The organism is Amycolatopsis sp. NPDC051061, assembly GCF_040682935.1.
Lineage (GTDB): Bacteria > Actinomycetota > Actinomycetes > Mycobacteriales > Pseudonocardiaceae > Amycolatopsis.
On sequence record NZ_JBFBBZ010000024.1, the window covers coordinates 115,849 to 138,076 of the forward strand.

At 71.6% G+C, this 22,228-nt stretch carries 23 protein-coding genes; 19 read left to right on the forward strand and 4 right to left on the reverse strand.

The window, feature by feature from the left end; all coding sequences use genetic code 11:
• The first annotated feature begins 44 nt into the window (after positions 1-44).
• The 3 genes from AB0N03_RS29695 (at position 45) to pdxS (ending at position 3,519) form a co-directional block, all read left to right on the forward strand.
• Positions 45-1,490: an FAD-binding oxidoreductase gene (locus AB0N03_RS29695; protein WP_364378181.1), complete on the forward strand. Its 1,446-nt coding sequence runs from the start codon at positions 45-47 to the stop codon at positions 1,488-1,490.
• Between the two features lie 34 nt (positions 1,491-1,524).
• Positions 1,525-2,508 carry a DUF5937 family protein gene (locus AB0N03_RS29700; protein WP_364378183.1) on the forward strand — a complete coding sequence of 328 codons (984 nt, stop codon included), beginning with the start codon at positions 1,525-1,527 and terminating at the stop codon, positions 2,506-2,508.
• Between the two features lie 90 nt (positions 2,509-2,598).
• Entirely contained in the window at positions 2,599-3,519 is a 921-nt protein-coding gene (pdxS, locus tag AB0N03_RS29705; RefSeq protein ID WP_360678275.1) for a pyridoxal 5'-phosphate synthase lyase subunit PdxS, read from the forward strand.
• A gap of 4 nt (positions 3,520-3,523) precedes the next feature.
• On the opposite strand, the gene AB0N03_RS29710 is transcribed toward pdxS, so the two are convergent.
• Positions 3,524-4,087: an XRE family transcriptional regulator gene (locus AB0N03_RS29710; RefSeq protein ID WP_155549608.1), complete on the reverse strand. Its 564-nt coding sequence runs from the start codon at positions 4,085-4,087 to the stop codon at positions 3,524-3,526.
• Between the two features lie 69 nt (positions 4,088-4,156).
• Here AB0N03_RS29710 and AB0N03_RS29715 point away from each other — a divergent pair, with 69 nt between their 5' ends.
• From AB0N03_RS29715 to AB0N03_RS29735, 5 genes are all read left to right on the forward strand, one after another.
• Complete coding sequence (locus AB0N03_RS29715) at positions 4,157-4,849, forward strand: AzlC family ABC transporter permease (protein ID WP_364378186.1); 693 nt, start codon at positions 4,157-4,159, stop codon at positions 4,847-4,849.
• Positions 4,849-5,169: an AzlD domain-containing protein gene (locus tag AB0N03_RS29720; RefSeq protein WP_364378188.1), complete on the forward strand. Its 321-nt coding sequence runs from the start codon at positions 4,849-4,851 to the stop codon at positions 5,167-5,169. The genes AB0N03_RS29715 and AB0N03_RS29720 overlap by 1 nt, the downstream gene beginning before the upstream one ends.
• A gap of 504 nt (positions 5,170-5,673) precedes the next feature.
• Positions 5,674-6,294, forward strand: a complete 621-nt coding sequence (pdxT, locus tag AB0N03_RS29725; protein ID WP_364378190.1) for a pyridoxal 5'-phosphate synthase glutaminase subunit PdxT — start codon at positions 5,674-5,676, stop codon at positions 6,292-6,294.
• Between the two features lie 41 nt (positions 6,295-6,335).
• Positions 6,336-7,091 (forward strand): YebC/PmpR family DNA-binding transcriptional regulator, encoded by a 756-nt coding sequence (locus AB0N03_RS29730; protein WP_364378192.1) that lies wholly within the window; start codon positions 6,336-6,338, stop codon positions 7,089-7,091.
• A gap of 86 nt (positions 7,092-7,177) precedes the next feature.
• On the forward strand, positions 7,178-7,729 hold the full coding sequence (locus tag AB0N03_RS29735) for a DUF4262 domain-containing protein (RefSeq protein WP_364378194.1): 552 nt from the start codon (positions 7,178-7,180) through the stop codon (positions 7,727-7,729).
• Here AB0N03_RS29735 and AB0N03_RS29740 read toward each other — a convergent pair.
• Positions 7,726-8,166: a cupin domain-containing protein gene (locus tag AB0N03_RS29740; protein ID WP_364378196.1), complete on the reverse strand. Its 441-nt coding sequence runs from the start codon at positions 8,164-8,166 to the stop codon at positions 7,726-7,728. The two genes, AB0N03_RS29735 and AB0N03_RS29740, sit on opposite strands and share 4 nt — an antisense overlap.
• Positions 8,167-8,240: 74 nt before the next feature.
• Here AB0N03_RS29740 and ruvC point away from each other — a divergent pair, with 74 nt between their 5' ends.
• From ruvC to AB0N03_RS29780, 8 genes are all read left to right on the forward strand, one after another.
• Positions 8,241-8,894 (forward strand): crossover junction endodeoxyribonuclease RuvC, encoded by a 654-nt coding sequence (gene ruvC, locus AB0N03_RS29745; RefSeq protein ID WP_364378198.1) that lies wholly within the window; start codon positions 8,241-8,243, stop codon positions 8,892-8,894.
• Positions 8,891-9,484 carry a Holliday junction branch migration protein RuvA gene (gene ruvA, locus AB0N03_RS29750; protein WP_364378200.1) on the forward strand — a complete coding sequence of 198 codons (594 nt, stop codon included), beginning with the start codon at positions 8,891-8,893 and terminating at the stop codon, positions 9,482-9,484. The genes ruvC and ruvA overlap by 4 nt, the downstream gene beginning before the upstream one ends.
• 9 nt (positions 9,485-9,493) lie before the next feature.
• The gene (gene ruvB, locus AB0N03_RS29755) at positions 9,494-10,567 is read left to right on the forward strand and encodes a Holliday junction branch migration DNA helicase RuvB (protein WP_364378201.1); all 1,074 of its coding nucleotides are present in this window, start codon (positions 9,494-9,496) and stop codon (positions 10,565-10,567) included.
• Between the two features lie 119 nt (positions 10,568-10,686).
• Positions 10,687-11,097, forward strand: coding sequence for a preprotein translocase subunit YajC (gene yajC / locus AB0N03_RS29760; RefSeq protein ID WP_364378203.1), 411 nt, complete (start codon positions 10,687-10,689; stop codon positions 11,095-11,097).
• Between the two features lie 219 nt (positions 11,098-11,316).
• On the forward strand, positions 11,317-13,116 hold the full coding sequence (gene secD / locus AB0N03_RS29765; protein ID WP_364378205.1) for a protein translocase subunit SecD: 1,800 nt from the start codon (positions 11,317-11,319) through the stop codon (positions 13,114-13,116).
• 1 nt (position 13,117) lies between these two features.
• The gene (gene secF, locus AB0N03_RS29770; RefSeq protein ID WP_364378207.1) at positions 13,118-14,347 is read left to right on the forward strand and encodes a protein translocase subunit SecF; all 1,230 of its coding nucleotides are present in this window, start codon (positions 13,118-13,120) and stop codon (positions 14,345-14,347) included.
• 1 nt (position 14,348) lies between these two features.
• Complete coding sequence (locus tag AB0N03_RS29775) at positions 14,349-14,867, forward strand: adenine phosphoribosyltransferase (protein ID WP_364378209.1); 519 nt, start codon at positions 14,349-14,351, stop codon at positions 14,865-14,867.
• Positions 14,868-15,141: 274 nt separating this feature from the next.
• Positions 15,142-17,490, forward strand: a complete 2,349-nt coding sequence (locus tag AB0N03_RS29780) for a bifunctional (p)ppGpp synthetase/guanosine-3',5'-bis(diphosphate) 3'-pyrophosphohydrolase (protein ID WP_364378211.1) — start codon at positions 15,142-15,144, stop codon at positions 17,488-17,490.
• Here AB0N03_RS29780 and AB0N03_RS29785 read toward each other — a convergent pair.
• Positions 17,487-18,755 carry an amidohydrolase family protein gene (locus AB0N03_RS29785; protein WP_364378213.1) on the reverse strand — a complete coding sequence of 423 codons (1,269 nt, stop codon included), beginning with the start codon at positions 18,753-18,755 and terminating at the stop codon, positions 17,487-17,489. The genes AB0N03_RS29780 and AB0N03_RS29785 overlap by 4 nt on opposite strands.
• Before the next feature lie 52 nt (positions 18,756-18,807).
• Here AB0N03_RS29785 and AB0N03_RS29790 point away from each other — a divergent pair, with 52 nt between their 5' ends.
• The 3 genes from AB0N03_RS29790 to AB0N03_RS29800 all read left to right on the forward strand — a co-directional run bounded on the left by AB0N03_RS29790 (position 18,808) and on the right by AB0N03_RS29800 (position 21,381).
• Complete coding sequence (locus tag AB0N03_RS29790) at positions 18,808-19,242, forward strand: MarR family winged helix-turn-helix transcriptional regulator (protein ID WP_364378215.1); 435 nt, start codon at positions 18,808-18,810, stop codon at positions 19,240-19,242.
• Between the two features lie 118 nt (positions 19,243-19,360).
• Positions 19,361-21,040, forward strand: coding sequence for a hypothetical protein (locus AB0N03_RS29795; RefSeq protein WP_364378217.1), 1,680 nt, complete (start codon positions 19,361-19,363; stop codon positions 21,038-21,040).
• The gene (locus AB0N03_RS29800; RefSeq protein WP_364378218.1) at positions 21,040-21,381 is read left to right on the forward strand and encodes a hypothetical protein; all 342 of its coding nucleotides are present in this window, start codon (positions 21,040-21,042) and stop codon (positions 21,379-21,381) included. Before AB0N03_RS29795 ends, AB0N03_RS29800 begins: the two co-directional genes overlap by 1 nt.
• 6 nt (positions 21,382-21,387) lie before the next feature.
• Here AB0N03_RS29800 and AB0N03_RS29805 read toward each other — a convergent pair whose 3' ends face one another.
• The gene (locus AB0N03_RS29805; RefSeq protein WP_364378220.1) at positions 21,388-22,221 is read right to left on the reverse strand and encodes an alpha/beta hydrolase; all 834 of its coding nucleotides are present in this window, start codon (positions 22,219-22,221) and stop codon (positions 21,388-21,390) included.
• Positions 22,222-22,228: the final 7 nt, after the last annotated feature.

Here is a 22,228-nt window from a genome sequence, read left to right on the forward strand (position 1 = left end):
GGACCAGCCGAATGCCCGGGGGGACCACGGGGCAGGGGGAGTGGATGGACAGGCGGACTTTCTTGCGGGTGTCCGGAGCGGTGCCGGTGGCGGGCTTGGCCGGGTGGCCGCCGCGGGACGACTGGGAGCGGCTGCGCCGGCGGCTTTCCGGGCCGCTGTTCCGGCCGGGCGACCCCGGCTACCCGGCGGTCAAGCAGGGCTTCTTCACGATGTACGACGACCGGATGCCGGCGGCCGTGGTCGGCGCCGCGCGCGTCGAGGACGTCCAGGCGGCCGTTGCCTTCGCCGCGCGGCACGGGCTGCCGGTCGCCGCCCGCAGTGGTGGGCACAGCTATCCCGGCTACTCCACTGTGGACGGTGGGATCGTCGTGGACCTGAGCCGGTTTTCGGGCATCGAGGTCCGCGCGGAACAACAGAGTGCGGTGATCGGCGCCGGCGCCCGGCTGGCCCCGATCGCGGAGACGCTCGCCGCGGCCGGCCGGGTGCTGCCGGCGGGCAGCTGCGGCACCGTCGGCATCGCCGGGCTGGCCCTCGGTGGCGGGGTCGGCGTGCTCGACCGGAAGTACGGACTGACGTGCGATCACCTGGAGGCGGCGCGGATCGTGACGGCCGACGGCCGCGTCCGGACGGTGTCGGCCACCGTGGAGCCGGACCTCTTCTGGGCGCTGCGCGGCGGGGGTGGCGGGAACTTCGGGATCGTCACGGGCTTCACCTTCCGGACGGTGCCGATCGCGGACGTCGCCACCTTCGACCTCGAGTTCCCGCCGGCCGCCGGGGCCGCCCTCCTCGCCGCCTGGCAGGAGTGGCAGCCGGCGGCGCCGGACGAGCTGTGGTCGGGGATGGGGCTGGCCTGGAACGAGGCTTCGCTCGGCGGGACGTTCCTCGGGCCCGGGGCCCGGATGCACGCGCTGCTCGAAGACCTCGTCCGCCGCGTCGGCACCGCGCCGACCGTCTGGAACGAGAACGTCCAGGACCACCTGAAGGCCATGCGGTCGTTCGACGACCAGGAGTCGCGGCCGTCGGCGGCCGCCGACCGGGGGACCTACATCGGCACGTCGCGGATGCTGACCCGGCCGCTCGCCGACCCGGGCGCGGTGCTCGGCGTGCTCACCCGGGACCCGGGCGTCCGCACGATCGTCGACGCGGGCGGGGGCGCCATCGCGCGCGTCGGCGCCCGCGAGACCGCGTTCCCCTACCGGACGGCCCTGGCCAGCCTCCAGTTCCTGCACGGCGCCGCGCCCGAAGAGGGCGGCGAGGCCGCTGCGCGGCGCTCGCTCGCCGCCGTGCGCGACGGGCTCGGGCCGGAGTTCGGCACCACCGGCTACGTCAACTACCTGGATCCGGAGATGCCGGACTGGGCCGAGGCCTACTACGGCGTGAACCTGCCGCGGTTGCGCGCTGTCGCCCGGAAGTATGACCCGCGAGGAATTTTCGCCTTCCCGCAAGGACTTTCGGAGCCTCGGTCGACTGTCCACTTGGGAGAGACGTAGACTGCGCCGAACTTCGGGGCTAGAGAGGCAGCGCGTGCTCGACCTGGCATTCTCCACAGAGGACCTGGCGCACACCCGGTTCGCGTTCTCCCCGGCGTGGGAAATCGTGGCGAGCGTCCGCGTCCTGAACCAGCCGGGGGAGCACGCCCTGCACCTGCCGTGGGTCAAGCGGGCCACCGCGGCGCTGGCGGCGGCCGGCCTCGACATCGGGCTGCTGCGCGATCTCGTGCCGCTGCGGCACCTGCCCGGGTTCCTGGCCGGCACACCGTCGACGCCGCTGCCCGAGCTCGCCGACGAGCTCGCCGACCTGCGCGACGTGCCCGGCCGCCTCGTCCGGCGCGAGCTGGACGCGATGGCCGGGCCGCGCACGCCCGCGCTGAACCGCTTCCACCGCGACCCCGAGGCCGGTCTCGACCGGCTCGCGGCGTTGATGGCGGAGTACTGGGACCTGGTGCTCGCCCCCGACTGGCCCCGGATCCGCGCGCTGCTCGAGGCCGACGTGCTGCACCGGTCGCGGCTGCTGGCCCAGGGCGGGGCCGCCGAGCTGTTCAACGACCTCACCCCGCTGGTCCGCTGGCAGGGCGGCACGCTCACGGTCGCGCACCGCCACCTGCACGCGGCCGTGCCGCTCGACGGGCGCGGCCTGGTGCTGGTGCCCTCGGCGTTCGTCTGGCCGCGGGTGTTCTCCAAGACCGACCCGCGGTGGCAGCCCGTGCTGCGCTATCCACCGCGCGGGATCGCCACGCTCTGGGAGACCGGGAGCGCCGTCGCGCCCGGCGCGCTGGCCGCCGTGGTCGGCCGCGGGCGGGCCATGCTGCTGACCGAGCTGACCGCGCCGGCGTCCACCGCCGAGCTCGCCCGCCGGACCCGGCTCAGCGCCGGGGCCGTGTCGCAGCACCTCGGCGTCCTGAAGGCAGCAGGCCTGGTCAGCGGGCATCGTGCCGGACGTCACGTGCTCTACGCACGTACCCGGGCCGCGGAAGTCCTGGTCGCGGGCGTGCCGGAAGTGGACTCCTGAGATAGCCGCGTACTGGCCTGCCTGAAGGGTCCACCGCCGACCTACGCTCGGACTCGTCACCCCCTGTTCTTCTTGTGGAAAGGCCCCGTCGTGTCCGAGCAGCAGACCACCTCCAGTGGCACCGTCCAGTCCGTCACCGGCACCGCCAAGGTGAAGCGCGGCATGGCCGAGATGCTCAAGGGCGGCGTGATCATGGACGTGGTCACCGCCGAGCAGGCCAAGATCGCCGAAGACGCCGGCGCGGTCGCGGTGATGGCGCTGGAGCGCGTGCCCGCCGACATCCGCGCCCAGGGCGGCGTCGCGCGGATGAGCGACCCCGACCTGATCGACGGCATCATCGAGACCGTCTCGATCCCGGTGATGGCGAAGGCCCGCATCGGCCACTTCGTCGAGGCGCAGGTGCTGCAGTCCCTCGGAGTCGACTACGTGGACGAGTCCGAGGTGCTCACCCCGGCCGACTACGCCAACCACATCGACAAGTGGGCGTTCACCGTCCCCTTCGTCTGCGGCGCGACCAACCTCGGCGAGGCCCTGCGCCGGATCACCGAGGGCGCGGCGATGATCCGCTCCAAGGGCGAGGCCGGCACCGGTGACGTCTCCAACGCCACCACCCACATGCGGCAGATCCGCGGCGAGATCCGGAAGCTGACCTCGCTGCCCGAGGACGAGCTGTTCGTCGCGGCCAAGGAGCTGCAGGCGCCGTACGAGCTGGTTCGCGAGGTCGCGCAGGCCGGGAAGCTGCCAGTGGTGCTGTTCACCGCGGGCGGCATTGCCACCCCGGCCGACGCGGCGATGATGATGCAGCTCGGCGCCGAGGGCGTGTTCGTCGGCTCCGGCATCTTCAAGTCGGGCAACCCGGCCCAGCGCGCCGCGGCGATCGTCAAGGCGACGACGTTCTACGACGACCCGGACGTCCTCGCGAAGGTGTCGCGCGGCCTGGGCGAAGCCATGGTCGGCATCAACGTCGAGGAGCTGCCGGAGCCGCACCGCCTCGCCGAGCGCGGCTGGTGACGATCTAGATGTATTCGGAGATCTCGACGCCGTAAGTACCCGGCTCGAGGGCTTCGAAGATGTGCGGGACGTCGCCCGGGTAGGAGATGTAGTCGCCGGGGTTCAGTTCTTCCGGCGCCTCCAGCACGCCCACCCGGGCGCGTCCCGCGCACAGCACGATGTGCTCCATCACGCCGGTCATGTGCGGGTCGCTTCGGCGCGGAGTGCCCGGTTCCGCCCGGATGAGGTACATGTCCCGTCGCGCGGACGGGGGACAGGCCGACAGCAGCGTGCACGCGTAGTCGGCGTGCTCGGCGAAGACCGTCGGGCCCTTGCCGGCGCGGATGACGCGGACCTTGGGCCGCTCCGGCTCGACCAGCCGGGAGAAGGGCACGTCGAGGGCGACGCCGAGCGCCCACAGCGTCTCGACGCTGGGGTTGCCGGTACCGGACTCGAGCTGGGAGAGCGTCGACTTGGCCAGGCCGGCGCGCCGCGCGACCTCGGTCAGGGACAAGCCCGCGCGCGTGCGTTCCCGGCGCAGGGACGCCGCGATGATCTCCAGCGGCGCGCCCGTCGTTTCCTGCGACATTGCTGTTCGCTCCATCGGTCGTTCTGTTCGCCTTGACGAACACGGGCCCTCGTGTTCACTATAGAACACATGCGTTCGATATGGCGAACACTCGATCGGGACCTCGCCCGCGACATCGGCCTGGTCTGCCTGGCCGATTGTCTCGTGGGAGTGTCCTACGGGGCGATCGCGGTCAGCTCCGGCTTCCCGTTCTGGCTGCCGATGCTGATGTCGCTGCTGGTCTTCGCCGGCGCGTCGCAGTTCATGTTCATCGGGATCGTGGCCGCGGGCGGCAACCCGTTCGCCGCGGTGCTGGCCGGGCTGCTGGCCAACGCGCGGCACCTGCCGTTCGGCTTCGCGATCGGCGACGTCCTGGGCAAGCGGTGGCCCGCCCGGCTGGCGGGCAGCCACCTGATGATCGACGAGTCGGTGGCGTTCGCGCTGGCCCAGCGCGAGGCGCACCGCCGCCGCGCGGCGTACTGGGCGTGCGGGATCGGCCTGTTCACCTGCTGGAACATCGGCGTGGTCGCGGGCGCGTTCGCCGGATCGGTCATCAAGGACACCGACGTGTTCGGCCTGGACGCGGCGTACCCGGCGGTGCTGCTGGCCCTGGTGCTCCCGTCGTTGCGCGACCGCGCGGCCCGGCTGCCGGTGCTGGTGGGGGTGCTGGTCGCGCTGGCCGCGACACCGTTCCTGCCCGCTGGGCTCCCGGTGCTGCTGGCGCTGGCCGGCGTCGTGGTGGGTGTCGTGGCGAAGGAACCCGAGCTGAAGGAGGCGCGCTGATGGACGGGGTGGAGCTGCTGGTCGGCACGGTGGTGCTGGCGTTGGGGACGTTCGCGTTCCGGTTCGCCGGGCCGGTGCTGCGCAGCCGGGTGAAGCTGTCTCCGCGGGCGGAGCGGCTGATGGCGCTGGCGGCGGTGGTGCTGCTGGCGGCGCTGGTGGCGGTGAGCACGTTGACGGAGGGGCACGGGTTCGCGGGCTTCGCGCGGCCGGCAGGGGTGCTGGTGGCGGGGGTACTGGCGTGGCGGAAGGCGCCGTTCGTGCTGGTGGTGCTGGCCGCCGCGGCGACGACGGCACTGCTGAGGCTGGCCGGGGTGCCCTGAGCGACCGGCTCGCTGAGAGTGGCGGCGCCGGGCCGGAGGTCGCGAATGACTCATTCGGGACATCCGGCGCCGCGAATGAGTCATTGGCGGCGGCTCGGCCCCGCGTCGGTGAAGGGCGGGGTGTCAGCAGCGGGCGGCGGGACCCGGGGTGACGTGGTCTGGCGTGCGCGCTGGTCCGGCTGCGGCTCGCGCTGTTGGCCGGTCGCCAGCGCCCCAATGTGGCCTTCGGTGCGTTCAACGCACCGAAGGGCCCCTTGGGTGCGTCAGACGCAACCAAGGCCACCTTGGGGCGCTCGCCCCGCGGCCCGATCGAGGGCGGGCGCGGATCCGGCCGGCGACGTTTGCCGCGGGAGGGAGCGGTGTCGGCCCCGGCGCCGTCGGGCAACGGCGGACGACTCCCTCCCGTCGTGGGAACCCGGTCGCTCGCCGGGACCGGGGCTGACCTGCCGGGGAGCCGGCGGGGGAGTGCGTCTAGGCTGGTGGGAAGGTCTTTCGGGAGGTTGGGTGTCGTCGGAGCCGGTCATCGGTGTGCTCGCCATGCAGGGTGCCGTGCGGGAGCACGTCGCGATGCTGGAAGAAGCCGGCGCGCGGGCGATGCCGGTGCGGCGGGCCGCCGAATTGTCCGAAGTGGACGGTCTGGTGCTGCCCGGTGGCGAGTCGACCACCATGTCGCGGCTGCTCGAAACCTTCGAGCTGCTCGAACCGCTGCGCGCGCGGATCGCCGGTGGCCTGCCCGCCTTCGGCTCGTGCGCCGGGATGATCCTGCTCGCGCGGCAGACCCTCGACGGGCGGCCCGACCAGCAGCAGCTCGGCGGGCTCGACGTCGTCGTCCGGCGCAACGCCTTCGGCAGGCAGGTCGACTCCTTCGAGGCCGACCTCGACTTCGCCGAGGTGGCTGGCGGGCCGGTACACACGGTCTTCATCCGGGCCCCGTGGGTCGAGAAGGCCGGTGACGGCGTCGAGGTGCTGGCCACGGTCGGCGGCGTGCCCGGCGTGGCGGACGACACCGCTAGGATCGTCGCGGTCCGGCAGGGGGCGGTGCTGGCGACCGCGTTCCACCCGGAGCTGACGCCCGACGTGCGGGTGCACCGGCTGTTCGTCGACCTCGTGCGGAAGGCTTCCTGAGACGCGGTGCCCGGCCGGGGTACGGAACAGATGGAGGAGAGATGAGCGGCCACTCCAAGTGGGCCACCACGAAGCACAAGAAGGCCAACCTCGACGCGAAGCGCGGCAAGCTCTTCGCGCGGTTGATCAAGAACATCGAGGTGGCCGCCCGCACGGGCACCGGTGGTGGCGACCCGGATGGCAACCCGACGCTCTACGACGCCATCCAGAAGGCCAAGAAGAACTCGGTCCCGCAGGACAACATCGAGCGCGCCCGCAAGCGCGGCGGTGGTGAAGAGGCCGGCGGCGCCGACTGGCAGAACATCACGTACGAGGGCTACGGCCCCAACGGCGTGGCCGTGCTGATCGAGTGCCTCACCGACAACAAGAACCGCGCCGCGATGGAGGTCCGCACCGCGCTCACGCGCAACAACGGCTCCCTCGCCGACCCGGGGTCGGTCGCGTACATGTTCACCCGCAAGGGTGTCGTGATCATGCCGAAGGGCGACGCCACGGAGGACGACGTCCTCATGGCGGTCCTCGACGCGGGCGCCGAAGAGGTCAACGACCTCGACGAGACCTTCGAGATCGTCTCGGAGGGCGGCGACCTGGTGCCGGTGCGCAAGGCGCTGCAGGAAGCCGGCTTCGAGTACGAGTCGGCGGAGCTGACGTTCCTCCCGTCGGTCAGCGTCCCCCTGGACGTGGAAGGCGCGAAGAAGGTCTTCAGGCTGATCGACGCCCTCGAAGACTGCGACGACGTGCAGAACGTCTACGCGAACTTCGACGTGTCGGACGAGGTGCTGGCCGAGGTCGACTGAGTTTTCCTCTGCACCGCAACGCCTTCGTGCCCGGGCCGGAAACTTTCCGGCCCGGGCACTGGGCTCTCGGGGACGCTTCAGGCAGAATGTGCGCCGTGACCTCGACGACCCCCGCCGCCTCCGCCGACCTCGCCGCCGAACTGACCGAGGAACAACAGCGCCTGATCGAATGGATCGAGGGGCAGGCGAAGGAGCGCGGCAACGCGGTCATCACGGTCGCCGGGGACGACGAAGGTGCCGGCTACTGCTTCACCGCCTGCGCGTGGGCGCTGCACCACGTGCCCGAAGCCGTCGTGGTCGGGCTGCCCGACCAGATGGGCCAGGTCCTGCTCGACGCGTACGTCGACCGCGCGGCCAACGGCGAGATCTTCGAGGTCGGCAAGCGCTACGACGACTTCTTCGAAGGCGTCCCGGTGGTCCTCGAGCGGGTCGACAAGGGGCACTACCCCGAGTACTTCGGCACCGCCTTCCTCATCTACCCGGACGGCGACTTCCCGGCGCTGCAGCTGATCGTCGCGACGCCGGAGGGCAAGTTCCCGTGGCACCCGGACGCGCCCGAGGGCTTCGCCCGGTGGCAGCTCGTGCTCACCGCGAGCGGTGACCCGGAAAGCTGGACCCCCGGCGTCGACGGTCCCTAGAACTCCCGCAGGTCGGCGGCCGCTTCCGGATAAGCGGCCGCCAGTTCCGAAGCGGCCGCGAACTCCACGCAGTCGTCGGTGTACGGCGGCACGACGACCGTGCCCAGCAGACTCCACGGACCGCGCGTGAGCGTGGCCTGCCAGGTCCCGGCGGGCACGACGACCTGCGGCCGCTCCCCGGCGGCGACGTCGGTGCCGAGCACGGCCCGCTCGACCGAGCTGTCCGGGTGCAGCAGCAGCATCGCGGCGGGCGCGCCCGCGTGGTGGGCGTAGACCTCGACGCGGTCCAGCCGGTGCGGCGCGGAACGCTCCGGCGCGACGAGCAGGTAGTAGATCGCGGACCCGGCGGCGGAGCGCCAGCTCTGCGCCCACCGCCCGCCTTCGACGGGCAGCGGCTCCAGGCCCAGGTGGGTGACGAAATCCGACGGCTCCGGCATGTCACCCATCCTGCCGCAGGCGCGCCCAGTAGCCTGCTAGCTCGAACTGGTGTTCGCGGCGGGAAGGAAAACGGGTGCGGGTGCTCGGGGTCGACCCCGGTCTGACCAGGTGCGGCCTGGGGGTGGTCGACGGCGGCAAGGGCCGGACCGTCCGTTGCGTCGCCGTCGACGTCGTGCGGACACCGGCCGACGCCGATCTGGCGCACCGGCTGCTCGGCATCTCCGACGAGGTCGAGCGGTGGATGGACAAGTACCAGCCCGAAGCCGTGGCCGTCGAGCGCGTCTTCGCCCAGCACAACGTCCGGACCGCGATGGGCACCGCGCAGGCCGGCGGGGTGGTCGCCCTGGCCGCCGCGCGCCGGGGCCTGCCCGTCGTCTTCCACACGCCGAGCGAGGTGAAGGCCGCGGTCAGCGGGTCGGGCCGGGCGGACAAGGCGCAGGTCACCGCCATGGTGATGCGCTTGCTCAACCTCGAGGTCGCGCCCAAGCCCGCCGACGCCGCGGACGCCCTCGCGCTCGCGATCTGCCACCTCTGGCGGGAGCCGATGCGCGCCCGGCTCGCCGAAGCCGAGGCCCGCGCGGCCGAGATGGCCCGCACGCACAAGGCCCGCCTGGCCGCGGCCGCGAAGCAAGCGTCGACGAACACTGCGGCGAAGCAAGCGTCGACGAACACCGCCGCCAAGCAAGTCACGATGAACAAGACGAAGAAGCCTGGAGCAGCACGATGATCTCGTCGGTACGCGGGGAAGTCCTTTCGGTCGGCCTGGACCACGTCGTGGTCGAGGTCGGCGGGGTCGGCCTCGCCGTCCAGGCCACCCCGGCGACGCTGGCCACCCTGCGCCGCGGCGAGGAGGCCCGGCTGCACACCGCGCTGGTCGTGCGGGAGGACTCGCTGACGCTGTTCGGCTTCGCCGACGCCGACGCGCGGGAGCTGTTCGGGCTGCTGCAGACCGTGTCCGGGATCGGGCCGCGGCTCGCGCTGGCCACCCTTGCCGTGCTCGACCCCGGCAAGCTGCGGGGTGCGCTGGTCGAAGGCAACATCACCGTGCTCACCTCGGTGCCCGGCATCGGCCGCAAGGGCGCCGAACGGCTCACCCTCGAGCTGCGCGACAAGGTCACCGCGCTCGGCTCCGGCGACGTGCCCGCCGTTACCGCGCCCGGCGCGCTGCGGGCCGAGGTCGTGGAGGCGCTGGCCGGGCTCGGGTTCCCGGCCAAGCAGGCCGAGCTGGCCGTGGACAAGGTCCTCGCCGACGGCGACGGTCACACGACGGCCGGCGTGCTGCGCGCCTCGCTGGCCACCCTCGGCCGGAAGCGGTAGGGGCGGTTGATGGACTATGAGGCCGTGACCGAGGACGAGGACGACGCCCTCTCGGCGTGGGCCCAGACCGGCGACAACGACGTCGAGGGCACGCTGCGGCCCCGCAAGCTCGACGAGTTCGTCGGCCAGCCGCGCGTGCGCGAGCAGCTGGAGCTGGTGCTGGAGAGCGCGCGCCGCCGTGGCGTGCCGCCCGACCACGTGCTGCTGTCCGGCCCGCCCGGCCTCGGCAAGACGTCGATGGCGATGATCGTCGCCGCCGAGCTGGGCGCGGCCATCCGGATCACCTCCGGCCCGGCGCTGGAACGGGCCGGCGACCTCGCCGCGATGCTGTCCAACCTGGCTCCCGGGGACGTCCTGTTCATCGACGAGATCCACCGGATCGCCCGGCCCGCCGAGGAGATGCTCTACCTCGCGATGGAGGACTTCCGGGTCGACGTCGTCGTCGGCAAGGGCCCCGGCGCCACCAGCATCCCGCTGGAGATCGCGCCGTTCACGCTGGTCGGGGCGACCACGCGCTCGGGTTCGCTGACCGGCCCGCTGCGCGACCGGTTCGGCTTCACCGGCCAGATGGAGTTCTACACCGACGCCGAGCTGGAGCTGGTCGTCCGCCGCGCCGCGACGATCCTCGACATCCCGATCGACCGCGAAGGCTGCCAGGAGATCGCCGGCCGCTCGCGGGGCACGCCCCGGATCGCGAACCGGCTGCTGCGGCGCGTCCGCGACTACGCCGAGGTCCGCGCCGACGGCAAGGCGACCCTGGAGGTCACCCGGGCCGCGCTGGCCGTCTACGACGTCGACGAGCTGGGTCTCGACCGGCTCGACCGGGCCGTGCTCACCGCGCTGACCAGGTCGTTCGGCGGCGGCCCGGTCGGGATCTCGACGCTGGCGGTGGCCGTGGGGGAGGAGTCGACCACCGTGGAAGAGGTGTGCGAGCCCTACCTCGTGCGCGCCGGTATGCTCGCCCGCACCCCGCGTGGCCGGGTCGCCACCGCGGCCGCCTGGGAGCATCTCGGGATGGTGCCGCCCGCCGACCACCCGGGGCGCCCCGACCCGGGCCGGCTCTCGCCGTTCGAGCAGGACTGAGCGGCCGGAACCGGCGGGTGGGTGCTGGCGTCCGCGCTGGTACCTGGCACACTCGACAGGAGCACATACCCAAAAACCGGACATTTCGGCTGGGCCCGGAGTCCGTCGAACGGAGAAACATGCAACAGCTATTGCTGCCCCTGCTGCTCGTGCTCGTCCTCGCGGTGCCGCTGGTGATGAGCACGCGAAAGCAGAAGAAGCAGCAGGCCGCGCAGAAGGATTTGCAGACCAGCCTGGCGCCTGGTGACCGCGTGATGACCACCTCGGGTCTTTATGGCACCGTCGCGGACACGTCCGGCGACAACACGATCGACATCGAGATCGCCCCGGGCGTCGTCACCACCTGGCTGCGCCTCGCGGTCCGCGAGAAGGTCGAGCCGGTCGTCGAGACCGAAGAGGACTCCGTCGACGAGGTGGTCGAGGCCCCCGCCGAGGAGTCGATCATCGAGTCGAGCTCCGGCATCAAGAACGAAGACGAGCCGCAGACCACCGCTCAGGTGGCGCCGCCGCTGGAGCACGGCAAGAAGTAGCCCCCGCGGGCACCCTGGGCGGGCCGCGAAAATCTCCGACGAAAGTCGGTGTGGCCTCGCACGCCGGGCTCACGCAGCACCGAGTACTGTCTCGGTGCTGCGTGCGTGTCCGCCGTCATACCCGTGCCCGGGAGTGAATCGCACACAGTCCCTCCCGGTAACCCTCCGGGCGGGCACCGCAACTTTGGGGTCCACCCCGTCCGAGGAGACCGAAGCATCGTGGCAGCTTCAGCCGGGCATCTCCGCCCGGGACGCTATCTCGCCCTGTTCGCCTTGATCGTGATCGTGCTGTACGCGCTGGTGTTCCTCACCGGCAACCACAAGCCGACCCCGAAGCTGGGCATCGACCTGCAGGGCGGCACCCGCGTCACGCTCACCGCCCGCACCCCCGACGGCGGTCAGCCGACCCGGGAGTCCCTGAACCAGGCGCGCCAGATCATCGAACGGCGCGTCAACGGGATCGGCGTCGGCGGCACCGAGGTCCTCCTCGACGGCAACAACGTCGTGATCACCGTCCCCGGCGAGCAGGGCGACCAGGCGAAGAACCTGGGCAAGACCGCGAAGCTGGGCTTCCGGAAGGTCGTCGCGAACGCGACGCAGCCGGTCGTCCCGCCGCAGACCACGCCGCCGCCGGCCACGGGCACACCGACCTCGGGCGCCCCGAGCAGCTCGGCGCCGGCTTCCTCGAGCGCCCCGGCGGCGACCTCCGGGGCGCCGACCGCCACCAAGACCGGCGGTGGCGGAGCCCCGGGCGCCGCGCCCGCGCAGCAGCAGAGCACCACGCCGGCCCCGCCGACGAGCAGCACCACGCCGCCGCCCGCGTCGAGCCAGGCCCCCGCTCCGTCGGACGGTTCGGTGGACGCCGACACGGCGAAGGAGATCCAGGCTTCGAAGGCGGTCCGGCAGAACAAGGACCTGATCGGCGCGGACGGCCAGCCGAACCAGGAGCTCGTCACCCAGGCGATGGCGTCGCTGACCTGCGCGCCCAACGCCAAGGACCCGCTCGAGGGCAACGACGACCCGAAGCTGCCGCTGGTCGCCTGCGGTGACCACGACACGTACAAGTACCTGCTGGAGCCGGAGTTCCTGCCGGGCACCGAGATCTCGGACGCGAACTCGACCTACAACACGCAGAACGGCCAGTGGGTGGTGAACCTCAGCTTCAAGAGCGAGGGCACCAAGATCTGGGCCGACTTCACGTCGAAGAACGTCAACCAGCAGGCCGCGTTCGTGCTCGACACGCAGGTCGTGTCGGCGCCGAACATCCAGGTCGCCATCCTGGACGGCAACACCCAGATCACCGGCAAGTTCACGCAGGCCGAGGCGAAGGACCTCTCGGACATCCTGAAGTACGGCTCGCTGCCGCTGTCGTTCGCGTCTTCGGACGCGACCACGGTGTCGGCGACCCTCGGCCTGGCTTCGCTGCAGGCCGGGCTCCTCGCCGGCGGCATCGGCCTGCTGGTGGTCTTCGTCTACTGCCTGTTCTACTACCGGCTGCTCGGCGTGCTCACGATCTTGTCGCTGGCCCTGTCCGGCGCGCTGGTGTTCGCGGTGCTGGTACTGCTCGGCCGCTGGATCGGCTACACGCTGGACCTGGCCGGGATCGCCGGCCTGATCATCGCGATCGGGATCACGGCGGACTCGTTCGTCATCTACTTCGAACGGCTGAAAGACGAGATCCGGGAGGGCCGGACGTTCCGGTCCGCGGTGCCGCGCGGCTGGGTCCGCGCCCGGCGCACCATCCTGGCTTCGGACGGCGTGAGCTTCCTGGCCGCGGCGATCCTGTACATCATCGCGGTCGGTGACGTGCAGGGCTTCGCGTTCACCCTCGGCATGTCGACGGTCCTCGACCTCGTGGTCGTGTACCTGGTGACGCACCCGCTGGTGGCCATGGTGTCCACGTCGAAGTCGTCGTTCCTGTCCAATCCGAGGAACCTGGGCCTCGGCGCCGTGCAGCAACTGGGTTCGCAGCGGAAGAAGTCGGCTTCGGTCGGCCGCGCGAACGTGAAGGAGGCCTGACGTGGGGGTCGAAGAACTGGGCACGGACGCCGAGGGCAACGCCAAGGCGACGGCGAAGCCGGGCAAGAGGGAAAGCGTCTTCCACCGGCTCTACGTCGGCACCGGCGCGTTCGACGTCGTCGGCAAGCGCAAGCGCTGGTATTTCTTCTTCGGCGCGCTGGTGCTGGTGTGCCTCGCCTCGATGGTGTTCCGCGGCTTCAACATCGGGATCGAGTTCGACGGTGGCACGCAGATCCAGATGCCGGCCACCGGCACCCACGGCGTGATCACCGAAGACCAGGCGAAGCAGTCGTTCCAGAAGGCGCTCGGCCGCCCGGCCGCGGAGACGCAGAAGGTCGGCACGGGCAAGGCGTCGACCATCCAGATCCGCACCGACACCCTCGACGCGGCCGACGTCGCCAAGGTCAAGCAGGGCCTGTTCCAGGACCTGGGCCCGATCGGCAGCAACAACCAGCCGAGCGTGCAGTCGATCAGCGACAGCGCGGTGAGCGCGTCCTGGGGCGGCGAGATCTCGCAGAAGGCGTTGATCGCGCTCGCGGTGTTCCTCGTCGCGGTGGTCATCTTCCTGGGGATCTACTTCGATCTCCGGATGGCCGCGGCCGCGCTGGTCTCGCTGCTGCACGACATCGTGGTCACGGCCGGCGTGTACTCGCTGGTCGGCTTCGAGGTCACGCCGGCGACCGTCATCGGCCTGCTGACGATCCTCGGGTTCTCGCTCTACGACACGGTGGTGGTGTTCGACAAGGTCCGCGAGAACACGCGCGGCCTGCTCGGGCTGACCCGCCGCACGTACGGCGAAGCCGCGAACCTCGCGCTGAACCAGACCCTGATGCGGTCGTTCAACACGGCGTTCATCGCGCTGCTGCCGATCCTGGGCCTGCTGATCGTCGGGTACCTCCTGCTCGGCTCGGGCACGCTGCAGGACCTGGCGCTGGTGCAGCTCACCGGCACCCTGGTCGGCGTGCTGTCGTCGGTCGCGCTGGCGACGCCGCTGCTGGTCGACTTCAAGATGCGCGACCCGAAGTACCGGCAGCAGGCCGAGCGGGTCCAGCAGCGCCGGGCCAGCCAGGAGCGCAAGGCCGTCGGCGCGGAGGACTTCGACGCCTCGGACGACGACTCCCTGGCGGCGGAGCTGCGCAAGGAGAAGGCGTACGCGGCCGCGGCCAGCGTCCCCGCCCGGATCCAGAAGCAGCGCCCGTCCGGCAAGCCCGCGGGCAAGCGGAAGCGCTGACGTGCAGCTGGACGACGCCCTCGGCCTGATCGCCGAGGTGCCGGACTTTCCCGAGCCCGGCGTGCTGTTCCGCGACCTGAGTCCGCTGTTCGCGGACGCGGGCGCGTTCAAAGCGGTGACCGACGCGCTGGCGGGCACCCTCGACCCGGGGGTCGAGGCGCTCGCCGGCGTGGAGGCCCGCGGGTTCCTCCTCGCCGCGGCCGTCGGGTACGCCCGCGGCCTCGGCGTGGTGCTGGTCCGCAAGCCGGGCAAGCTCCCGCTGGTGGCGGGCCGGGTGGACTACGCGCTGGAGTACGGCACGGCGACCGTCGAGCTGCCGGCCGGCGTGGTCCGGCCGGGCCAGCGCATCGCGATCCTCGACGACGTCCTGGCGACGGGCGGCACGGTCGCGGCGACGGGCAAGCTCCTGGAGGACGTGGGAGCCGTGGTCGACAGCGTGTCGGTGGTCCTGGAACTGGCGGCTTTGCGGGGCCGGGACGTGCTGGCGAACCGGAAGGTCCACACGCTGCAGGTCTGCTGAACCCGTCACCCGCGTGATTGAGCACGGAACTCACGTGATCGAAGCCGTAAGTCGTGTGATCGAAGCCGGAACTCGCGAGTTACGGCCCCGATCACGCGAGTGACGGGCCGGATCACGTGAGTGACGGGCCGGGGCACGCGCGCCGCGCCGGGCGATCGGGTGAATCCGCTGGTCCGCGGCTTGGCATCCCCCGGAACGGGCGCACCCGAGAGGGGCGCGAGGCGCAACGGCTACCCTGGTGGTTCGAAGGCCGCACGAGCAGCAGGAGGTGCGGGTGAGCCAGGAGCTCGACGCCGCGGTGCCCGCGAAAGAGGGCGCCCCGCAGAACGGGCAGGCGGCGGCCCAGCCGCCGCGGCCGAACGGTGCGGCGCCGAACCCGTCCGCGACCCGGCGGGTCCGGGCGCGCCTGGCCCGGCGGATCACCGCGCAGCGCGCCGCCCCGGTCAAGCAGGTCCTCGAACCCCTGGCCGTCATCCACCGCGAGCTCCACCCCAACGGCGACCTCGGGCTGCTGCAGCGCGCCTACGACGTCGCCGAGGAACTGCACCGGAACCAGCGGCGCAAGTCCGGCGATCCCTACATCACCCACCCGCTCGCCGTCGCGACCATCCTCGCCGAGCTGGGCATGGACACCACGACCCTCGTCGCCGCGCTGCTGCACGACACGGTCGAGGACACCGGCTACGCCGTCGAGAGCCTGAAGGCCGACTTCGGCGAGAAGGTCGCCGAGCTCGTCGACGGCGTCACGAAGCTGGACAAGGTCAAGCTCGGCACCTCCGCCGAGGCCGAGACCATCCGCAAGATGGTCATCGCGATGGCCAAGGACCCGCGGGTGCTGGTCATCAAGCTCGCCGACCGGCTGCACAACATGCGTACCATGCGCTTCCTCCCGCCGGAGAAGCAGGCCCGCAAGGCCCGCGAAACGCTCGAAGTCCTCGCCCCGCTCGCGCACCGGCTCGGCATGGCCACGGTGAAGTGGGAGCTCGAGGACCTCGCGTTCGCCATCCTGCAGCCGAAGAAGTACGACGAGATAGTGCGCCTGGTCGCCGACCGCGCGCCCTCGCGCGACATCTACCTGCGGTCGGTCATCACCGACCTGACCGGCAACCTCGTGTCGTCGCGGATCACCGCGAAGGTCGAGGGCCGGCCGAAGCACTACTACTCGATCCACCAGAAGATGATCGTCCGCGGCCGCGACCTGGACGACATCCACGACCTCGTCGGCGTCCGGATCCTCGTCGAGGACGTCCGCGACTGCTACGCCGCCATGGGCGTCGTGCACGCGCTGTGGCAGCCGGTCCCCGGCCGGTTCAAGGACTACATCGCCCAGCCGCGGTTCGGCGTCTACCAGTCGCTGCACACCACGGTGATCGGCCCGGACGGCAAGCCCCTCGAGGTGCAGATCCGCACCTACGAGATGCACCGCACCGCCGAGTACGGCATCGCCGCGCACTGGCGCTACAAGGAAACCAAGGGCACGCACAACGGCAACTCCGTGGACGTCGACGAGATGGCGTGGATGCGCCAGCTCCTCGACTGGCAGCGCGAGGCGGCGGACCCGGGCGACTTCCTCGAGTCGTTGCGCTACGAGCTGGCCTCCCGCGAGATCTTCGTGTTCACGCCGAAGGGCGACGTGATCACGCTGCCCGTGGACTCGACGCCGGTCGACTTCGCCTACGCCGTGCACACCGAGGTCGGGCACCGCTGCATCGGTGCCCGCGTCAACGGCCGCCTGGTGGCGCTGGAACGCAAGCTGGAAAACGGCGAAGTCGTCGAGATCTTCACCTCGAAGGCGGAGAACGCCGGGCCGTCGCGGGACTGGCTGCAGTTCGCCGGCTCGCCGAAGGCGCGCGCGAAGATCCGGCAGTGGTTCGCCAAGGAACGCCGCGACGAGGCGATCGAAGGCGGCAAGGAAGCCATCACCAAGGAGATCCGCAAGGTCGGCCTGCCGATCCAGCGGCTGGTCTCCGCGGAGTCGATGGGCGCGGTCGCCACCGAGCTGCGCCACGCCGACATCTCGTCGCTGTACGCGGCGGTCGGCGAGGGCCACACCAGCGCGAGGCACGTCGTCCAGCGGCTGGTCGCGCTCATCGGCGGCGTCGACGCGGCGGAAGAGGAGCTCGCCGAGCGCGCGACGCCCTCGACCGTCACCCGGCGCCGCGGCTCCAACGACGTCGGCGTGGTGGTCAAGGGCGCCAGCGACGTCTGGGCGAAGCTGGCCCGCTGCTGCACCCCGGTGCCGGGCGACGAGATCCTCGGGTTCGTGACCCGCGGCGGCGGTGTCTCGGTGCACCGAACCGACTGCACGAACGCCGGCGACCTGCAGTCCCAGGCCGAGCGGCTGGTCGAGGTCGAATGGGCGCCCTCGGCGTCGTCGGTGTTCCTGGTGGCCATCCAGGTCGAGGCGCTCGACCGCCACCGGCTGCTTTCGGACGTCACGAAGGTGCTGGCCGACGAGAAGGTCAACATCCTGTCGGCGTCGGTGACGACGTCGCGCGACCGGGTCGCGGTCAGCCGGTTCACGTTCGAGATGGGCGACCCGAAGCACCTCGGCCACGTCCTCAAGGTGGTCCGCGGCGTGGAAGGCGTCTACGACGTCTACCGCGTGACGTCGGCTTCCTAGGGCGTCCACGAGCCGTCGAAGGCGATGCCGGCCGCCGCGGCGATCCGGTCGCGCGACTCCAGCAGCCGGGCGCGCAATGCCGGCAGGTCGACGCCGAGCAGCTTCCCGTCGCGCTTGACCGGCTTGCCGGCGACGAAGACGCTGTCCACCAGGCCCGGATGGCCGGCGGCGACGATCGTGCCGACCGGGTCGCCGACGGGGAAGACCGAGACGTCCTCGGCGTCGAGCAGGAGGAAATCGGCGTCCTTGCCGACGGTGAGGCTCCCCGTCCGGGCGCCCCGCCCGCAAGCCCGGGCACCGTCCACGGTGGCGAACGCGAGGACGTCCCGGCTGGTCAGGCGGCCTCGCTCGACGGCCACCGCGGTGCGCATGGCACCGAACATGTCGCCGCCGGCGGAGGGGCAGTCGTCGATCGACAGCGACGGACGCAGCCCGGCGGCCAGCGCCCGGCCGGTGATGAGCGGCTCGAAGCCCATCTTCAGCTCGACGTCCGGGCTGACCGACACCGAGCCGCCCGCGTCGGCCAGCATCGCGAGCTGGTCGTCGGAGAGCCCGTTGCCGTGCACGACGGTCGTGCGGTCGTCGAGCAGCCCGCGCACGGCCATCCCGGCGATCGGCCGGTCGCCGTGCGGCCACCCGCCGGTGCCGTGGACGTGCAGGCTCACCGGGAGCCCGAGTTCCCGCGCCAGTGCGACATCCGCGGCCGTTTCGTCCATTGTGGACACCACCGGGCCGCGTAGGCCGAGTGCCATGTCTTCGCCGGGCAGCACCTCCCGCACGCGCCGGACCTCCGGCTCGATGTCCGGACCCGCGGCGCCGTAGCAGAAGATCGAGTGGCCGGGCGCCTCGCGCAGCGCCTGGATCGCGGCGTCGGCGTTCTCCGGGCGTTCGGCGCAGTGGAACCAGTCGAGCATGGTCGTGACGCCCGAAGAGAGGGCTTCGAGCCGGCCGAGGAGGTTGCCCAGGTACACGTCTTCGGGCCGGTAGTGCGGTTTGAGCACGCCGTGCATCGCGACGCGGTACTGGTCGAACGTCCAGTCGGCGCCGACTCCGCGGAACGCCGTCTGCCAGGTGTGGCGGTGCGTGTCCACGAACCCGGGCAGCACGATCTTGCCCGTCGCGTCGACGACCTCGGCCCCGGCCGCGTCGATCTCCGGCGCGACCGCGGCGATCCGGCCGTCCTCGATCAGCACGTCACCGCGGGGGAGGTGCCCGATCGCCGGATCCATGCTGACCACCATGCCGCCGCGCACGAGTGTTTTCATGAGTGTCCTTTCCCCAGGAGTTGACGTGTCAACTCTAGCGTAAACTGTCTTCATGGCGGAAATGGGCAGTGCGGACTGGGCGTTCTGGGACACCTGGATGCGCGCCCAGCGGCTGCTCGTCCGCGAACTCGACCGGGGGCTGCAGCGCGACTGCGGCATCTCGAAGGCCGAGTTCGGCGTGCTGATGACGCTGAGCGGGCCGATGCGGGTCGGCGAGCTGGCCGACGCGCTCGACTGGGAGAAGAGCCGGGTCGCGCACCTGCTGACGCGGATGGAGAACCGCGGCCTGGTGGCGCGGACCGAAGACGGCGCGAGTGGTCGTCGCACCGGGGTGGAGCTGACAGACGAAGGCCGTCGCACCGCGGAGCGGGCCACCCGGGCGCACGGCGCCAACATCCGCCGGCTCGTCCTCGACCGGCTCCCGCCCGAGCAGGCCGCGGCCATCGGGGCCTGGAGCGAGCAGGTGGTCGGCTACCTGGACGGCTAGCGGGGCGTCCACTTCGGACAGCGTGGCCGATGTCCGAAATACCGTCGTCCGTCCCGGTTGTGCATGCTACGGTCGGCAACTTGCAGATCGCCTTTCCGGAATTCCCGAGGGAGCGAGCATGTCCCCTGGCTCGGCCGACGACACCACGCGCTACCTGTGCGCGGCCTCCTACCTCGATCCGCACTACAGCACGCGGGCGATCACCGAGTTCCTCGTCGAGCCGACCCGGCCGGTCCCGCCGTCGCCGGGCCTCGACGCGGGCCGCGTGCTCACCGAGGCCGTGCGGGCGCGGGCGCGGCGGAAGAACTACGACGGCCTGCTCGTGCTGCTCATGGCCGTCGTCATCGGGCTGTCGTGGGACAACCCGCTGCTCTACGGCTGGATCGTGCTGTCGGTCGTGCTCGTGGTCGCGCGGGCAGGGAAGAACGCGTACGCGACGGAGCGGCCGTTCAACCCGAAGACGCTCGCCCTGGTGGCCGTCGCCGTCGTGGTCGCCTGGCTGCTGCTGGCCTACTCGGACGAGCTCTTCGGCTCCGGCAGCAGCTATTCGTCGCGCTACTACGACGACGTCGAGTTCGACGACTCGTCGGGCGGCGACACCGCGCGGCACGTCATCGGCATCGTGCTCGCCGTGATCGTGCTGATGGTCGTGACCTTCGAGCGCTGGTCACTGTGGAACCTGCTGACGACGCGCTTCAAGCGCTTCGCCCCGCCCGCCCCCGACAGCGGCAGCCTCAGCGGCTTGTTCACCGAAGACTTCCGCGCGCAGCTCGGCCGCTACCAACGGGGCGACGAGTTCGCCGGCGCACCCGGCGCGCCCCTGGTGGTCTACCGCGGCTACAAACCGTTCGTGGGCGCGGGTTTCCGGCGCGACGCCTGGTCCATGGCGATCCCGCTGGAGCGCCTCGAGGACGACGAGACCGAGCCGGCGAACCGCCGCGAACTCACCACCGAGACAATGTACGAGGAGATCCGCGGCGCGATCGGCGACCTCCGCCGCTCGGCCGCGCTGTCCCCGGACCGCAGGCTCGGCGGGTTGACGGTGACGGAGGCGGTGTTCACGCCGGCCGCTGAGCTCGTCGACCACCTGGGGGAGGGCGAGGCCGCCGCCTACCTGCCGGACATCGAGTACCCGCCGCACACCCGGCTGACCGCCGCCGACGTCGAGCGGATCCGGCAGGAGCCGAAGGAATGGGCGCGCTACTACCTGTGCTTCCAGGTGGAGACCTGGGACCGGGACCTGGTGCTCACGACGTTCCTGCACCTGGCCGTGGACGACACGACGCTCTACGTCGAGTGGACGCCGTTCATGCTGCCGCCGATCCGGGCCGGCTACCGCGTCGTGGACAAGATGCGGCAGGAGTCCTTGCGCCCGTTCGGCCAGGGGCTGCTCGGCTGGCTCGAGCTGCCGGCGAGCCTGCCGGGCCGGATCGCGAACCTGGCGTCGTGGATCCGGCAGCCCAAGCGCGAGGCCGGTGTCCTCGACCCGGAGCGCTACGGCGCCGCGAGCACCCTGCGCGAGCTCGCGTCGGTCAACCTGTTCACCGACTACTTCCAGCTCGTCGACGTCGAACGGTACGAGAAGATCATCGAGAGCCGGCTCCTGCCGACGATCGGCAAGCTGCTCGGGGACGCCGGGTTCTCGACGGCGAAGTTCGAGGAGCAGGCGGCGGTCGTCATCAACAACGACATCACCATCGGCGGCGACAACCGCGCGCCGATCACCCAGACCGGGCAGCGCGGCCCGCGCTCGCGCCCGTCCCGGACGACCGGCCGCCCGGCCGGAACGGAGGCCTGATGGGACACCGGATCACGAACAAGGTCAGCATCGGCGGCGACAACTCGGGCCGGATCACCCAGACCGGCATCGAAGGCGGCGGCGCCGACGCCACGGTCTCCTCGCTGCTGGAGCTGATCGAGCGACTGACGGCCGACGTGCGCGGGAAGGACCTCGCGAAGCAGGAGGTGCTGGAGGACACGCTGACCGACCTGGCCGGCGACCTGCGGGCCGGCGACGCGGCGGAACCCGCGGTGGTGCGCAGCCGCTGGGAGAAGGTCAAGGGCCTGCTGGGCGGGGTGGTGCAGTTCTCCGAGCTGGTCGCCAAGATCTCCGACCAGGTGCAGAAGATCTTCACCTGAGCCGGGTCACCGGACCTTCCGCAGCAGCGCGGTGACCTCCTCCGGCCGTTCCATCGACGGCAGGTGGCCGGTGTCGGGCAGTTCCACCAGCTCCGCGTTCGGCAGCGACGCCGCGAGGTGGTGGGACAGCTCGACGAGACCGGGCGCGTCGGCCGTCCCGATCACCACCAGGGCGGGGGTCGTGATCTCGCCCAGCCGGTGCCGGGTGTCCGGGATCCGCTCCGTCCACTGTGGAGCCGTCCAGTCGTGCCGGTAGACCTGCTCGCACATTTCCCGGACCAGCGCGACCATTTCGGCCGGCAGCACCGAGACGTCCCGTCCGGGGCCGGCGACGAGGTAGCGGAGGTTGGCGTCGGCCATCGCGCGCACGTCCGCCGGGTCGACGTCGCCCTCTCGCGCTTGGTAGCGCGCGAACCGGTCGGCGGGGACCGCCTCCGCGGCCAGCCGCGCGAAGTCCGCCAGCATGTGGTCCGGCCAGGTGTGCCCGGTCAGGCCGGAGCCGAGCAGCGCCAGCCGGGTGATCCGCTCCGGCGCGGCCAGGGCGGCGTCCAGCGCGCACGCCCCGCCCATCGACGCCCCGACCAGCGCGGCCTGCTCGATCCCCCGGGCATCGAGCAGGGCCAGCAGGTCCTCGTAGTGGGCGTACTCGCCGGGCCCGTCGGCGGTTTCGCCGAAGCCGCGGCGGTCGTAGCGGATCACCCGGTGCGTGGCGGCGAGCGCGGTGAACTGGGCGTCCCACATCCGCCGGTCGCCGATGGCGGCGTGCAGCAGCACGACCACGGGCCCCTCACCCGCTTCGTCGTAGCCGAACGCCGTCCCGCCCACCTCGATCGTCGCCATGCCCCCC

Excerpts from the sequence above, each read along its gene's own strand:
- AB0N03_RS29695 (WP_364378181.1), top strand. The coding sequence starts at position 45 with ATGGACAGGCGGACTTTCTTGCGGGTGTCCGGAGCGGTGCCGGTGGCG.
- AB0N03_RS29710 (WP_155549608.1), bottom strand. The coding sequence starts at position 4,087 with ATGTCGCAGGAAACGACGGGCGCGCCGCTGGAGATCATCGCGGCGTCC.
- AB0N03_RS29715 (WP_364378186.1), top strand. The coding sequence starts at position 4,157 with ATGCGTTCGATATGGCGAACACTCGATCGGGACCTCGCCCGCGACATC.
- AB0N03_RS29720 (WP_364378188.1), top strand. The coding sequence starts at position 4,849 with ATGGACGGGGTGGAGCTGCTGGTCGGCACGGTGGTGCTGGCGTTGGGG.
- AB0N03_RS29730 (WP_364378192.1), top strand. The coding sequence starts at position 6,336 with ATGAGCGGCCACTCCAAGTGGGCCACCACGAAGCACAAGAAGGCCAAC.
- AB0N03_RS29735 (WP_364378194.1), top strand. The coding sequence starts at position 7,178 with ATGTGCGCCGTGACCTCGACGACCCCCGCCGCCTCCGCCGACCTCGCC.
- AB0N03_RS29740 (WP_364378196.1), bottom strand. The coding sequence starts at position 8,166 with ATGCCGGAGCCGTCGGATTTCGTCACCCACCTGGGCCTGGAGCCGCTG.
- ruvA (WP_364378200.1), top strand. The coding sequence starts at position 8,891 with ATGATCTCGTCGGTACGCGGGGAAGTCCTTTCGGTCGGCCTGGACCAC.
- ruvB (WP_364378201.1), top strand. The coding sequence starts at position 9,494 with ATGGACTATGAGGCCGTGACCGAGGACGAGGACGACGCCCTCTCGGCG.
- yajC (WP_364378203.1), top strand. The coding sequence starts at position 10,687 with ATGCAACAGCTATTGCTGCCCCTGCTGCTCGTGCTCGTCCTCGCGGTG.
- AB0N03_RS29785 (WP_364378213.1), bottom strand. The coding sequence starts at position 18,755 with ATGAAAACACTCGTGCGCGGCGGCATGGTGGTCAGCATGGATCCGGCG.
- AB0N03_RS29790 (WP_364378215.1), top strand. The coding sequence starts at position 18,808 with ATGGCGGAAATGGGCAGTGCGGACTGGGCGTTCTGGGACACCTGGATG.
- AB0N03_RS29795 (WP_364378217.1), top strand. The coding sequence starts at position 19,361 with ATGTCCCCTGGCTCGGCCGACGACACCACGCGCTACCTGTGCGCGGCC.
- AB0N03_RS29800 (WP_364378218.1), top strand. The coding sequence starts at position 21,040 with ATGGGACACCGGATCACGAACAAGGTCAGCATCGGCGGCGACAACTCG.
- AB0N03_RS29805 (WP_364378220.1), bottom strand. The coding sequence starts at position 22,221 with ATGGCGACGATCGAGGTGGGCGGGACGGCGTTCGGCTACGACGAAGCG.